This window comes from Methylomarinum sp. Ch1-1, assembly GCF_030717995.2.
Taxonomy (GTDB): domain Bacteria; phylum Pseudomonadota; class Gammaproteobacteria; order Methylococcales; family Methylomonadaceae; genus Methylomarinum; species Methylomarinum roseum.
In genome coordinates, this window is record NZ_CP157743.1 from 2,012,163 (window position 1) to 2,026,194 (window position 14,032).

Annotated in this window: 12 protein-coding genes; all 12 read right to left on the minus strand. The window is 54.0% G+C overall.

Annotated features, from left to right (window positions below; genetic code table 11):
- Positions 1 to 197: 197 nt before the first annotated feature.
- On the minus strand, positions 198 to 482 hold the full coding sequence (locus Q9L42_RS09455; protein ID WP_305908688.1) for an AtpZ/AtpI family protein: 285 nt from the start codon (positions 480 to 482) through the stop codon (positions 198 to 200).
- 5 nt (positions 483 to 487) lie between these two features.
- Entirely contained in the window at positions 488 to 889 is a 402-nt protein-coding gene (locus Q9L42_RS09460) for a F0F1 ATP synthase subunit epsilon (RefSeq protein ID WP_305908687.1), read from the minus strand.
- Positions 886 to 2,274: a F0F1 ATP synthase subunit beta gene (gene atpD, locus Q9L42_RS09465; RefSeq protein ID WP_305908686.1), complete on the minus strand. Its 1,389-nt coding sequence runs from the start codon at positions 2,272 to 2,274 to the stop codon at positions 886 to 888. Before atpD ends, Q9L42_RS09460 begins: the two co-directional genes overlap by 4 nt.
- Positions 2,275 to 2,638: 364 nt before the next feature.
- The gene (locus tag Q9L42_RS09470) at positions 2,639 to 4,033 is read right to left on the minus strand and encodes a sigma-54-dependent transcriptional regulator (protein ID WP_349432679.1); all 1,395 of its coding nucleotides are present in this window, start codon (positions 4,031 to 4,033) and stop codon (positions 2,639 to 2,641) included.
- On the minus strand, positions 4,030 to 5,448 hold the full coding sequence (locus tag Q9L42_RS09475; RefSeq protein WP_305908685.1) for a sensor histidine kinase: 1,419 nt from the start codon (positions 5,446 to 5,448) through the stop codon (positions 4,030 to 4,032). The genes Q9L42_RS09470 and Q9L42_RS09475 overlap by 4 nt, the downstream gene beginning before the upstream one ends.
- Before the next feature lie 542 nt (positions 5,449 to 5,990).
- Positions 5,991 to 6,497 carry a cytochrome P460 family protein gene (locus Q9L42_RS09480; RefSeq protein WP_349432680.1) on the minus strand — a complete coding sequence of 169 codons (507 nt, stop codon included), beginning with the start codon at positions 6,495 to 6,497 and terminating at the stop codon, positions 5,991 to 5,993.
- A 209-nt stretch (positions 6,498 to 6,706) separates the two neighbouring features.
- The gene (locus Q9L42_RS09485) at positions 6,707 to 7,252 is read right to left on the minus strand and encodes an NADH-quinone oxidoreductase subunit B family protein (protein WP_349432681.1); all 546 of its coding nucleotides are present in this window, start codon (positions 7,250 to 7,252) and stop codon (positions 6,707 to 6,709) included.
- 9 nt (positions 7,253 to 7,261) lie between these two features.
- Positions 7,262 to 8,842 (minus strand): NADH-quinone oxidoreductase subunit C, encoded by a 1,581-nt coding sequence (locus Q9L42_RS09490; RefSeq protein ID WP_305908681.1) that lies wholly within the window; start codon positions 8,840 to 8,842, stop codon positions 7,262 to 7,264.
- Entirely contained in the window at positions 8,839 to 10,302 is a 1,464-nt protein-coding gene (locus Q9L42_RS09495) for a hydrogenase 4 subunit F (protein ID WP_305908680.1), read from the minus strand. The genes Q9L42_RS09490 and Q9L42_RS09495 overlap by 4 nt, the downstream gene beginning before the upstream one ends.
- Positions 10,299 to 10,976 carry a formate hydrogenlyase gene (locus tag Q9L42_RS09500; RefSeq protein ID WP_305908679.1) on the minus strand — a complete coding sequence of 226 codons (678 nt, stop codon included), beginning with the start codon at positions 10,974 to 10,976 and terminating at the stop codon, positions 10,299 to 10,301. Before Q9L42_RS09500 ends, Q9L42_RS09495 begins: the two co-directional genes overlap by 4 nt.
- A complete protein-coding gene (locus Q9L42_RS09505; RefSeq protein ID WP_305908678.1) occupies positions 10,976 to 11,935 on the minus strand; it encodes a respiratory chain complex I subunit 1 family protein in 960 nt (319 codons plus the stop codon). Before Q9L42_RS09505 ends, Q9L42_RS09500 begins: the two co-directional genes overlap by 1 nt.
- Complete coding sequence (gene hyfB / locus Q9L42_RS09510) at positions 11,920 to 14,031, minus strand: hydrogenase 4 subunit B (RefSeq protein WP_349432683.1); 2,112 nt, start codon at positions 14,029 to 14,031, stop codon at positions 11,920 to 11,922. The genes Q9L42_RS09505 and hyfB overlap by 16 nt, the downstream gene beginning before the upstream one ends.
- Position 14,032: the final 1 nt, after the last annotated feature.

The window sequence follows — 14,032 nt, forward strand, 5'->3', positions numbered from 1 at the left end:
AATCCACCAAGGAAATTCGGGCTACTTTACATTATCGATTTCGGCGCATGATGTGCCGCCCAACTAATGTCCCGTTATAGGCTTTGGCGATGGCTCCCTTTTTATTCTTGAGCTTGTTAGTACAGCATCCATTTTTCATCTGAAATTCTTAGGTATTTTTTAATGTCTTTACTCGCCATTACAATAAGGGTGCTGTACTAGTCCTGCTCCCGGACTAACAGATAGACATTGATGACGCCGACCAATACCCCCAATAGCAATAGACTCAGGGTCCAACGCATCGAATAACCGTCCGCCAGACTATCCAGCCACCAGCCCAGATAGGCTCCGCCGATGATCGGCAGGACCAACACCAGTCCCAGCGTGCCCAAGAACAGCGTTTGCGCCAAGATGCTGGATTTTTCCTGGCGCGCTTTTTTGTAGCGCCGGATTCGATAGTCTATCTGCATCAGCAAATGTTCTTTGTGGTGCTTATGATTCATCGTGTTTACTCGTAATGACGTTGCAACTTCCATAGCTTGGTTAGCATCGACTGCTCCATTTTCTGCAGGCTCTTTCGTGTCTTGCTTACCGTCTCCTCTTCGGCCAATAGTTGTTGTTTCAATTGTTCGCTGATGCGTTCGAAATCGCTATCGATCAAAAAATGGCGCGTGCTGATCGTCAATGCATTGGCGTTGAAATAAAGCACGCCTCCGGGCAGTGCTAGATAGCGCCAGTCGCCGTTTTGCAGGCGAAAACGGGCTAAGCCGAATACCAGCGTAGTCATGAAACGGGCATGATACGCCTTCAGGCTGAACGAGCCGCTGTCGTCTTCACCGACGAAACAAGTCACCTCGTCGATGCGCTGTTGTTGCGTGGCATCATAGAGTTGCAGGGTAAAATGATTCACAATGACTCCTGCATGCTGCCGCGCATATAACACCGATCTTCCGGTAGATCGTCGTACTTTCCCTGCAAAAAGGCTTCGCAATCGGTCAAAGTCTGTTCCAGCGGCACCGAGACGCCGGGTTGTCTGCTATGTTGCGCCAATACCTTGAACGGTTGGGTTAGATAGCGTTGCAATTTGCGGGCGCGCATGACGATGCGGCGGTCGTTTTCCGACAATTCCTCGATGCCCAGCATCGCGATGATATCTTCCAGTTCGTGATAACGGGCCAGGTGCTCGCGCACGCCTTCGGCGATCTGGTAATGACGTTCGCCTAGCGTATGCTTGTCCATCAGTTTGCTGGCAGAGTGTAGCGGATCGACGGCTGGATAAAAGCCTTTGCTGGCCTGGTCCCTGGATAGGATGACCGTGGTGTCGAGATGGCTCAGTATGGCGCTGACCGCGGGATCGGTCATGTCGTCGGCCGGCACATAGACCGCCTGTACCGAGGTGATGTTGCCGCGCTGGGTGGACAGGATGCGCTCTTCCAATTCGGCGACTTCGGTGGTCAGCGTCGGTTGATAGCCGACCGTGGCCGGCATGCGCCCGAGCAGGCTGGAGACTTCGCTGCCAGCCTGGACGAAGCGGAACACGTTGTCCATCACGAACAGCACTTCCTTTTGCAGGCTATCGCGCAGATATTCGGCATAGGTTAATGCCGACAGTCCGACGCGGAAACGCACGCCGGGGGATTCGTCCATTTGTCCGAACACCATCAAGGTGTCCTGCATGACGCCGGCTTGCTGCATTTCCCGCCACAGTTCGTGCGCTTCGCGGATGCGTTCGCCGACCCCGGAAAATACCGACACGCCCTGGTGTATGGCCGATACGGCATGAATAAACTCCATCACCAGCACGGTCTTGCCGACGCCTGCGCCGCCGAACAGGCCTGTTTTACCGCCCTTGATGAACGGACAGAGCAGATCGATGACCTTGATGCCGGTCTGCAGAATGTCGCTGAAGCCGATGGTCTCATAGAGGGCTGCCGGCTTGGCGTGGATATTACGAAACTCCTGTTTCGGCAGTTCCGGCAAGCCATCCAGCGGTTCACCGAATATATTCAGCAGGCGTCCCAGGCATTGTTTATCGACCGGTACATGTAGCGGCGCACCGCTATCAAATACCGCCATCCCGCGGCTGAGGCCGGCCATGCCGTGCAGGGTAATGGCGCGGACATGGCGTTGGTCAAGATGCTGATGGACTTCAAACACAAAAATGGTGTGATCGAAACGGGTATATAATGCCCGCCGTAACGGCGGCAGCTGTTTGCAATCGATGGTCACGACCGGGCCGTGGACTTCGGCGATGACGCCGATCGCGGTTGCTTGATTTGCGCTGGAATCTTCCATTAAGCCGTGCCTCTTATGCTAAGGTGCAAGGTTGGAACGATTACTCTGGACCTAGTACTCAGTCATGTTATATATGACGGGTACTCGGTAGGCGCCAGCAATTCCCAGTTTGAGCATTTTTGCGGTGTTTAGGGCATGGGGCATGTCTGTCGAGGAGCGCCGTAAACCCATCCCTGGGGGCTTGACGGCCGCATCCTTGCTGCCGACATCCTCGCCAAACACACCCCATGCCCTTTTTGAACGCCAAAGTGGGAATTGCAGAATAATATTGGCTATGTACTAGTTTCAACCTGAATGCGGGCTAAAAAATCGCCCTATTGTTTGAGATCCTCTTTACGATTTTTTAAATCGAACGGAAGCGAGTTCATGGATATTTTAGCTGATATTTTTGTACTCGGTAGCGTAATGTTTCTCGGGTCGAGCCCAGCATTCTGGCGGCCGCCGTGACATTGTAGTCGGTCAGTTCCAAGACCCTTTGCAAAATATATTTTTCCATGTCCTGTAACGACAGGCTGCCGTCCAGCGGTATTTGCAGGTGTTTGGCGGAGTCGGGCGTTGCCGGGTTTTCTACTTCAACTTTGCCTGATAATTGCAGCCATTGCAACGGAAATTTATCGTCTTCGGCCAACAACACGCAGCGTTCGATGACGTTACGCAATTCCCGGGTATTGCCGGGCCAATGATAGTCTTTCAATTGCCGCCATGTCTCGTCGCAGAGTTCGCTGCTGACTTTTTTGCCGGATTTGGCGTTGAATTCACCGATAAAGGCCGGCACTAAATCGTCCAGGTCTTCCAGTCTTTGTCTTAACGGTTCGATATGCACCGCCAAGACGCTGAGGCGATGATAGAGATCTTCGCGGAATTTTCCTGCCGCCACTTGTTTGGACAGGTCCTTGTTCGTAGCCGCGATAATTTGCACATCGACATCGATTTCGGTTTCGCTGCCTAGGCGGCGGATTTTTAATTCCTCGACCGCTTTCAACAGTTTACTTTGCAGGCCCAGTTCCATTTCTCCGATTTCATCGAGAAACAACGTGCCTTGATGGGCCTGTTCAAACAGGCCGCGATGCCTCTTTCGGGCATTGGTGAAGGCGCCGGCCTCGAAGCCGAACAATTCCGATTCCAGCAGTTCATGGGGCAAGGCCGCACAGTTGATTTCCACTAATGGCTGCTTGGCCCGTCTGCCGCTATAATGCAATACCTTGGCTAGCAAGCCTTTGCCGGTGCCGGTCTCGCCGTGTATGACCAGGCTGGAAAAAGGAACTTGCGAGATTCTTTTCAACATCTCGCGCAGTCGCTTGCTGTTGATGCTATTGCCCAGCAGCGCATCGGTGGAATATTTTCGATGGCTGCTTTGGGTTTCCAACAGCAAGCGTCGTTGAGCCTTGGCGCTACGGGTCGCCCCTTCGATCTGCAGACTCAGCCGATTCAATTCGCAGGGCTTTTCGATGAAATCGAAGGCCCCCAAACGCAATGCGCGCACCGAATCGGCGATATTGCCGTAACCGGTTAGAAACAGCCATTCTATCCCCTCGATATTTTTGTCGCGCATGGCTTCGAGAAAATCCAGCCCATTGCCGTCCGGCAAATTCATGTCGGACAGCACCACCAAAGGATCGATTTTTTGTTGCAATAGCACTTGCCGGGCGTCTTCGAGGGTCTCGACCCATTCGATTTCCCAGCCTTGCTTGGTGAAAAAACGTTTCAGTTCAAGCCCTAGCAGTTTTTCGTCTTCGATAATCAATAAACAGTCTTTCATGTTTCTGTCAGCGGTAGCGTCAAGGTGACACAGGCATGTCCTTGATCATTATTATGGAGGCGAATTTCACCCTGGCGGGATTTGACGAAGCGCTGAACCATCGCTAGGCCGAGTCCCGTGCCTTTTTTCTTGAGGCTGACAAACGGCTGTATGCCTTTTTTCAATAACGATTCGGCAAAACCGGGGCCGCTATCCTCAACGGTGATAATCATTTGTTTTTCCGCTTGTCGAACCGTCAGTTCGATATGTCCCGGTTCCTGACCGATGGCATGGATCGAATTCAATAATAAATTCAGCAATGCCAGGCGAAACTCGGTAGCCGGTAGATGGATATTTAGTTTTGGATCGATATTATAACGCAGACTGACATTTTCTGGGATCTGATATTTAAGAAAAAGACTTAACTCATTGCAGATGCGCTCGATGTCGACCGGTTCGGCCGAGTCGGTCGAAGGCCGGGTCAAAGCCAGCAGGTCGTTTAAATGCTGGGTTAGACGTTTGATTTCGGTATTGACGGTCGTCAGTCTTTCGCAGAGTTCTGGATCGTCGCAATCCAGCAGAATATTTTCCAGCGCCAGTTGTATCCCCGCCAATGGGTTGCGCAGTTCGTGAGCGGTGCTGGCCGCGAGTTCGGCGACTACCGACAGGCGTTCGCTGCGGGCGATCTGTTGGCTTTTTTCCAGTAAGCTGGACGTGGTTTGACGTATTTTATGTTCCAGCTCGGTCGTATAGTCTTGCTGTTCCCGCTCGAGTTCGGTTAGACGCATGACCAGTTTATTGTAATTATCGAACAAAGCTTGCATGTTGGGGTCGGCGGTTTGTTGCTGAATCGGACGCCGATCGCCGCGGGCGAGCATTTGTAGGAATTCCTTCAGTGAATCCAGTGGCGTCAAAACGTTGCGTTTGAACACATAACGCCCGATCACGAAAAGAATCAGGAATGTCAACAAGGGTAAAACCACGGCCAGTTCAAATTCCAGCTGGCTGTCTTCGGCGATCTTCTCGAGTAAATTTTCTTCTTCGTAAATTTGTCGGGAAAATATTTGCCGGGTCGTGTCCAGTGTTCGCACCAGACTGTCGTTGTCGCCGGTCACCGCTTTGCCGAAGGCGGCTTGTAATTTTCGGATATCGGCGATTATGCCCGGATCATTGATTTGTTCGGGCGGCAAAATATTCTCCAGCTTAACGGCGACACGGTCGGGCTGCGAGTCTGCCTTGCTTTGTTGTAGCTGGTTCTTCAATAAGATGAAGATCGTTTCTTCCAAGCGATGGCCGTTGCGGATATCCTTTTCCAGAATATTCAGGCGTTGATGATTGCGCCAGGTCAATCCGCCGATAGCCACTAATTCAGCCAAGATAAACAGACTTAAAACCATGCTGACAACGATCAGCGGTCTGAATAATAGATTACGCATGCTCTGAAAACCTCGGTCGAATGTCCTCTCTTAAGAGGCAATAGTCAATAATTCGGATTGGGAAAATGTCGCTACTAGCGGCTTTTAGCACTGTGGGCAAGTTTGATTAAAACCATCACCGGCGATGGATTAATCGGATTAAGGAAAGTCGCCGTTTATGTTACCGACATGCTGACAAATTCAGCACGCAGCGATGCAACGACAGGCTGGTTTTGGCTCATCGGTGAGCGGACGTTCACTGCCCGCGATTCGACGCGGGCAGTGGACATTAAATAGCAGCAATTCCCACTTTGGCGTTCAAAAAGGGCATGGGGTGTGTTTGGCGAGGATGTCGGCAGCAAGGATGCTGCCGTCAAGCCCCCAGGGATGGGTTTACCCAGCACCTAAATTCCATGGCTACAGGACTATATTTTACATTCCAGGATAATTTAGGTGCTGGGCGAACGGCGCTCCTCGACAGACACACCCCATGCCCTAAACACAGCAAAAATGTTCAAACTGGGAATTGCTGCATTAAATAGGCCGATAGAAAATACCCGAGATCAAGGCAGTTTAACCGCTCGGGTGAAAACATAATCGTTCTGTTTGACGATACTGTGACAATTAAAACATTCCTGGGCGAATTCGGCGTTTTCACCATAGGGTTCGGCCTTCATGCCTTTCCAGCGCGCATAACCCCAGCCGCCGGTTTTTTTATATTTGTTCGAGTCTTTGATCATGAACTCGATATGCGACAACTTACCCGGCACCGTGGCTTGATCCCAATCGGGATGTTGCGAGTCTTTCCACACCAGTTTGCCGAGTATGCTGCCTTTGGGCCAGGGCTTGGTTTTACCGGACTTGACCGCGGCGACGGCGATATCATTGCCGACGATGATGCGCAGGCTGTTGTTGTCGGTGCGATGCGAAGTGCCGATGAATTGCCAGTTTTGATAACCTTTAGGGACCTCGATGCCGTTCGGCGCCGGGGCGATCTCTTTGGCGTTCAAGGTTTGACTGGCGCAGGCCAATAGGGGGGCGAGCAGCCAGATTGACGTTGTTTTTTTCATTCATTTTCTCCTGATTGATAGGGCGTATCAGCCTATCATAATATATCCGGCTCTAATGTCGCGACCGTTAGATTTCATTATCTTTTTGTAACTATTCAGTATCTTTCAGGGTTTAGGGAGTAGACCATTGATTTCTCGGGACGCGTGAATACTTCCATGTAAGCTCTGACTGCAACGTCCTGTTGCAGACAGCCCGATAAATCAATAGCCTACTCCCTCTGATAAAAATACGCTGAATAATTACATCTTTTTTTCATTAAACCGAGCAAGCCTTGCAGCAAGGCGTCCGGCGTAGGCGGACAACCGGGAATCACGACATCGACCGGAATCACGTTCGAGACCGCGCCGCAACAGGCGTAGGAAACACCGAATTCACCGCCGCAGGCGGCGCAGTCGCCGACCGCAATCACCCATTTCGGGTTGGGCGTCGCTTCATAGGTGCGCAGCAGCGCCGTTTGCATATGTCGGGATACCGGTCCGGTCACCAATAAGACATCGGCATGTCGCGGCGAAGCGACGAAATGAATGCCGAAGCGTTCCACATCGTAAAAGGGGTTGTTCAGCGCATGGATTTCCAGTTCACAGCCGTTACAGGAGCCGGCATCGATTTCGCGTATCGCCAAGCTTCCGGAGAAATGTTTGTCGATATGGCGCTTCACGACTATGCCCAAGCGTTCCAATTCGGAATCTTTCGGACGTTTCTGCCGTTCGGTGATGACGCCGGTTTTCAGTGTTTTGAGAAAAAGTCTTAACATCGACGAGTCCTATAAGTCATGGCCCGAATAAGAGCCGTTGACGGATTTGTTGCAGACCGGAAAATCCGGCACGATATTGTTCAGCACGATTCTTTCCAGGGCCGGCCAATTCAGTAGGCTGGGATCTCTAGCGTAAAAGCGGCTGACGCGATTGTCGTCGGCGAAGCGGACATAAGTGATGATTTCGCCGCGCCAACCTTCGATCATCGCCAGCCCCTCGCTGTGTTCGGGTGGGCGCCGCCAAGGCGCGATGATGTCGCCGCCGGGCAGTTGTTGCAGGATTTGTTCGATCAGCTTGATAGCGGCGAAGATTTCCTTGACCCGGATCCAGAGTCTGGAAGCGACGTCGCCCTGTGTTTCCACCGCCGCCTTGAAGGCCAAATGGTCGTAAGGCGGATAGGGCGCATCGCGTCGCACATCGAAATCCTGACCGCTGGCGCGGCCGACATATCCCAGGCAACCGAATAGCTCGGCGGTTTGTGTCGATAGAAAGCCGGTGGTCAATAAGCGGTCTTCCAGCGACGAATTCAAGTCCAAGGCCGGCAACAGTTCATCCAGCTCGGCGCGTAAAGCCTGTATCTCTTGCTGCATCAGCGCGCAATGTTCGTCAGACAGATTCGTGTTCACGCCGCCCGGCACGATGCTGTCCATCAGCAATCGATGGCCGAAGGTTTCGGCCTGACTGCGTTGCCATAGTTCGCGCAGGCGGCTGAACTGCATCTGGGCGAAGGCGAAGCCGACGTCGTTGCAGATCGCGCCGATGTCGCCGAGATGATTGGCGATGCGTTCGCGTTCACAGAGCAGGGCGCGAATGAATCCGGCGCGCGGCGGGATGGCGAGTCCGGCGGCCAGTTCCATCGCCCGACAGGCCGCCCAGCTGTGCGCGACTGTGCTGTCGCCGGATATGCGCCCGGCCAACTTGGTCAAGGCTTCGGGGGAGCGGCCTTCGGCCAGCTTCTCGATACCCTTGTGCACATAGCCCAAGCGCTCTTCCAAATGCAGCACGGTTTCGCCGACTGCCTGAAAGCGAAAATGCCCCGGTTCGATGATGCCGGCATGGACCGGGCCGACCGGAATTTCATAAACGCCCGAGCCGCGCGCCTTGATGAAGTTATAGTCGATGTCGGGCGGAGTCTGTTTCTCCGGTTCGCCTGGTAACGGAAAATCCTTGCGCAACGGATACTGATGTTTGTTCCAGGCTTTATGCCGTGTCCACGGCCGCGAGTCGGGGTGGCCGGCGAAGTTGACGCCGAACATATCCTGGCTATGTCTTTCGCTACGGCTGGCGGCCGGGTATAGTCCTGCTTGCGACGGCAATTCGAGGTTGTCGGCGGTTAAGGTCGTTTTCAGCCATAGGTAGCGACCCTGTTTTTCAAAACAGGCGTTGACGACAAAATCGCTGCCGAGATGTTCGGCCCAGCCTGCCGCCCAGCGGAGTCGCTGTTGTTTGGCCAGTTCTGCAAAGCGTTGCCAGTCTTCGGCGCTAATATGCCACTGTTCAATAGCGGCGCCGGCGATCCGAACGTTGATTGCGGCATTTTCCAGCAGAGCCAATAAACTCTGACGCCAATCGGACTCGAATTCACTCATAGTGGTGCGCTCCCTGAAATTAAGAGAGTGGCCTGGGTAAACCAGTTGGCCAGTGAATCGGGAATCGCCAAGCCCAGCCATAACACCAGCGCCAGATGAATGATCACAGGCCATAGATTGGCCTTGACGGCTTGTTGACCTTGCGGACATTCGCCGTAGACCATCGGTTGAATGTTGCGGAACAGTCCGGCGCAGGCGATGCCGATGCCCAATAGCAGCAGCGGAGTCAGCCACGGATAACTCCGCATCGTCGCCAGCAATACCAGAAACTCGCTGGTGAAGACGCCGAACGGTGGAAAACCGGCGATCGCCAGCGTGCCGATCAACAGGCCCCATCCGACCTTGGGTTGGGTTCGGATCAGGCCGCGAATTTTTTCGATACGCTGGGTGCCGGCGATTTGCGCGGCATGGCCGACGGTCACGAAGATGGCCGACTTAGTCAGCGAATGCACGGTCATGTGCAACAACGCGGCGAAGGTCGCAAACGGCGTGCCGATGCCGAAGGCGAAGGTCATCATGCCCATGTGTTCGATCGAGGAATAACTGAACAGCCGTTTGATGTCTTTCTGCCGGTGCAGGAAGAACGCCGCGACCAGAAACGACAACAGTCCGAAGCCCATCATCAGGTAGCCGGCAATGTCGCTGCCGGTGGCGCCGTCGACCAGCATCTTGTTGCGCACGACCGCATACAAGGCGTCGTTCAGCAGCAGGCCGGACAATACCGCCGACATCGGCGTCGGGCCTTCGGAATGCGCGTCCGGCAGCCAATTGTGCAAGGGCACCAAGCCGATTTTGGTACCGTAGCCGACCAGCATGAAGACGAAGGCGATCTCCAAGATGTCGGGGTTGAGCTTGCCGGCATGATCTAACAGCACCGACCACATCAGCGCGTTTTCGGCATCGTTGATTTGGGTCGCCGCATAATACAATAATATCGTGCCGAACAAAGCCTGGGCTATACCGACGCCGCACAGGATGAAATACTTCCAGGCCGCCTCGACCGATTCTGGGGTTCGGTACAGACTGACCAGCAGTACGGTCGCCAGCGTCGCCGCCTCCATCGCCACCCACATGATGCCCATATTATTGGTGGTCAGCACCAGATACATCGCAAACATGAACCCCTGATACATCGAGTAATACAACTTCAGGCGGGTGTCGGTCAATTTACCCAGCTGTTTTTCATGATCCATATAGGGAGCGGAAAAAATAGCCGTGGTCAGGCCGACGAAGGCGGTCAATACGATCAAATAGACATTGAAGGAATCGACGATGAAATACTGATCAGTCGAAATCAGTGCGCCTGAATTGAAGACGTTAAGCGCCAACGACAATGACAGCAACAAGGCGATGCCATTGAACCAGACGTTTTGCCGACCGATGTCTTCCTTGTGCCCCAACATCGCGAAATAAATGATTCCAACAAAGGGCAATAGCAGCAGTAAATAAGCCGGAATCATTCATCCTCCTCGCTTAAGCGGTTTAGACGGTCCACATCCAGCGTATCGATGCTGTTGCTGATATGCAGGAAAAAGATGCCGAACAATACCGCGGCGACCAGCACATCGAAAGCCACGCCCAGTTCGACCACCATCGGCATGCCGCGGGTGGAGACGATTGCGGCGAAGAACAAGCCATTTTCGATCGACATGAAACCGACGACATGAGCGATGGCCTGGCGATGCGAAATCATCAGCAACATGCCCAACAGCACCACGGCCAGACTCAAGGCCAAGGCATTGAGCAGAACGATGGTCGAGTCGGCCAGGATCGGATGCAGCACGTAATAACTGAATATCACCAGCGAGGCGCCGCCCAGCATGATCGTGGTTTTATTGTTCAGCGCTTCGACATCGCGGTGCATGTTCAGTTTCAGGATATGCCCCCTGAGCATCCAGGGGATGAACAAGACCTTCAGCACCAGCGTGATCGCCGCGGAAATATAGAGATGATGATTGCTGAAACTGTAAGCCGCCAGCGCGGTCGCCAGCACCAGCAGCAAGCCCTGCAGCGCGAAGACGAACACCAACCGCAATAAGCGGCCCTGGCCCAGCATGATGAACGAGGTCAGCATGATTAATCCCGCCAACGATAGGATGATTTGAGTATACAAATCCAATTGTTCGATATTCATTAGCGGGACGCCTCCAGAATGATATGACTGAGCATTCCCAGCAGCCCCAGCAAGTAGGCGAAACTGAGATATTCCTGCACCCGGAACAGGCGCATTTTTGCGAACAGCGTTTCCGACAGCGCCAACACGATGGCCAACAGCGCCAGTTTACCGACGATCGCCAATAGCCCGTAGCCCAGATCTTGCAACGTCAATGTTTCGGCGATGCCCCAAGGAAAGAAGATATTGGCGATCAGCACGCCATACAACATCAGCTTCAGCTGGCTGGCCCATTCGATCAGCGCCAAGTGGCGGCCGCTGTATTCCAGGATCATCGCTTCGTGGATCATCGTCAGTTCCAGATGGGTGGCGGGATTGTCCACCGGAATGCGGCCGCATTCGGCGATCGCCACCAGCACTAGCGCGAACAGAGCGAAGATGAACGAGGGCCGTAACACCATGCCTTCCCCCAAGACGTGGGCGATGGCATAGGACAGGTTGGTGGTCGAGGCTGTCATCGTCAGCGTGAATATCGCCATCAGCATGGCCGGTTCGGCCAGCGATGAAATGGTCATTTCCCGCGACGAGCCCATGCCGCCGAAGGCGGTGCCGACATCGAGGCCGGCCAAGGCCAGGAAAAAGCGGGCGAAGGCGAAGAAGCCGACCAATACGATGACATCGGCGCCGGCGGCGGTCGGCAGATCGACCGCAATCAGCGGCACCACCGCGGCAGCCAATACCATCGCCGAAAAGATAATGTAGGGCGAGATCACGAACAGCCAAGAGGCTTGCTTGGAGACTACCGGTTGTTTGTGCGTCAATTTGAGCAAATCGCGATAAGGTTGCATCAATGAGGGCGCCTTGCGGTTCTGTAAGTAGCATTTACAGCGCTTCAGCCAGCCGGCCAATAGCGGCGCCAAGATGATGAACAGCAATGTTTGCAGGATGGCGAGTAAGACATTCATCAGCTGATGATCCATAACAACAGTAATAAGGTGGCGAACGAGTAGGCCAGATAGGTGCGTATGTTGCCGGTTTGGATGCGTCCGATCAGGCGAGCGGAGCGGTTGACGCTACGTTCCAGCGGTTGATAGAGACTCGGCCAGCAATGGTCCTCGACATGAAGTTGATAATGGATATCGCTTACCTGCAGTCCGATGTCGTCCGTTTGCCGGTCGATTTGTTCTTCGAGTCGCCAGACCTTGGCGAAGATGCGCCGAAACGGCATCGTGAAGGCGCCGCCGGTGTATTGCATCCGAGGCGTGATGCCGCCAAAGCCGCAATCCCAGGTTTCCGATTGGCGTAGCGCCATGGCCGGGTCGCGGCGCAGATAGCGAAAACTGATGCCGCCGGCGATCAGTACGCCGAGCAACACCAGCGGCGCTGCATAAGAGGCCTGTTCGGCGCCGACCGGCGCCAGCCACAGCCAACCGGCCGCGTTCGGATTGGGCAGGCTGTGTCCCAGCAATTGCAGGGACACCGACTCGATTAAATTGATGATCAGGCCCGGAAAGATACCGAATAAAAAACATAACGCCGCCAGCAGCGCAAGACTGAGTCGCATGCCTTTATCGTCACACTCCTGCGCTTTGGCGCTGTGGCTGGAACGCGCCTGTCCCAGGAATACTATGCCGTACAGGTTGACGAAACATGCCGCCGCCAAGGCCGCGGTCAACGCCAACGCGGCCGCAGCGACCGGAATCAGGCTGCGCAGCACGCCGTCAGCGAGCACGTCGACTTGTAACGCGGTCTGAAAGGCCAGCCATTCGGAGACGAAACCGTTGAACAAGGGCAAGGAAGCTATGCTCATGCAGGCGACCAGCAATAATTTGCTGGTATCGGGCATGCGTTGGATCAGACCGCCCATCAGCTCGATATTCAGTTGATGCACCTGATGCTGGATGATGCCGGCGCCGAGGAACAACAGATTCTTGAACAAAGCATGATTGAAGGCATGCAGTAATGCCGCGATCAGACCCAGCGCGGCCAGTTGCGGATGGCCTTTGGCCAGAAAGATCATCGCCAGACCCAGTACCATGAAGATGATGCCGATGTTTTCCACCGAGCTATAGGCCAACAAACGTTTCAAATTAGCTTGCATCATCGCATAGAGGATGCCGGCCAGAGCCGAAAACGCCCCCAGAATCATCAATGCGACTCCCCATTGCCATTGGATGTCTCCGAGCAGGTCGAAACTGAAACGGATCAGGCCGTAGACGGCGACTTTTAACATCACGCCGCTCATCAATGCAGAGATATGCGATGGCGCTACCGGATGAGCTTCCGGTAACCAGACATGCAGCGGCGCCAATCCCGCTTTCATGCCGAAACCTAGCAAAGCCAGCACGAAGGCGATGCTGGACCAGGTCTCCGATAAGCCGATTCGACGCAGGGCGTCGAAGGTGAAGCCGTCGGCAAAAGCGGCCAGCACTCCGAAGGCCAGGATGATCATGATCGCGCCGACTTCGGCCATGATCAGATAGACGAAGGCGGCGCGGCGATTGGTCGAATTTTCATGCTGAAAAGCGACCAGAAAATAACTGGCCACCGACATCAATTCCCAGGCGATCATGAAAAAGAAGGCGTCATCGGCTAGCAATACCAGTAACATGCCGGCGATAAACAATCCGGTAAACAGTCCCAGCACGGCAAAGGGGTGAGCTTGTTCGTCGTCATCCTTGACATAGCCCGGTCCATAACAGGCAACGGCCAGGATGGCGATGCCGATGATTAAATAAAACAGGCCGGACAAGCTGTCGAAGCGGACATGCCAGGGCAGCCAAGGCAAGCCCAGGCTGAGTTGATCGGTCACGACGGCTTGGCTTAGCAAGACGCTTAAGCCGGCTAGGATCGCCGAAACGGCGCTAATGCCTAACAACACAAATGAAGTCAGTTGTATCCGCCGCGGATAACCGTTTGCTTCCAACCAGTCTTTGCAATGCCGGAGTTGCGCCGGGTAGCGGGCGCAACAGGTTTGCGTAAGACTCATCAGATTGTTGCGTTGCCGCATCAGCAAGGCGCACAAAGCCGATAGCAAACTGAAGCAAACGGCGGCATAAGCTAAGAATAGAATCATC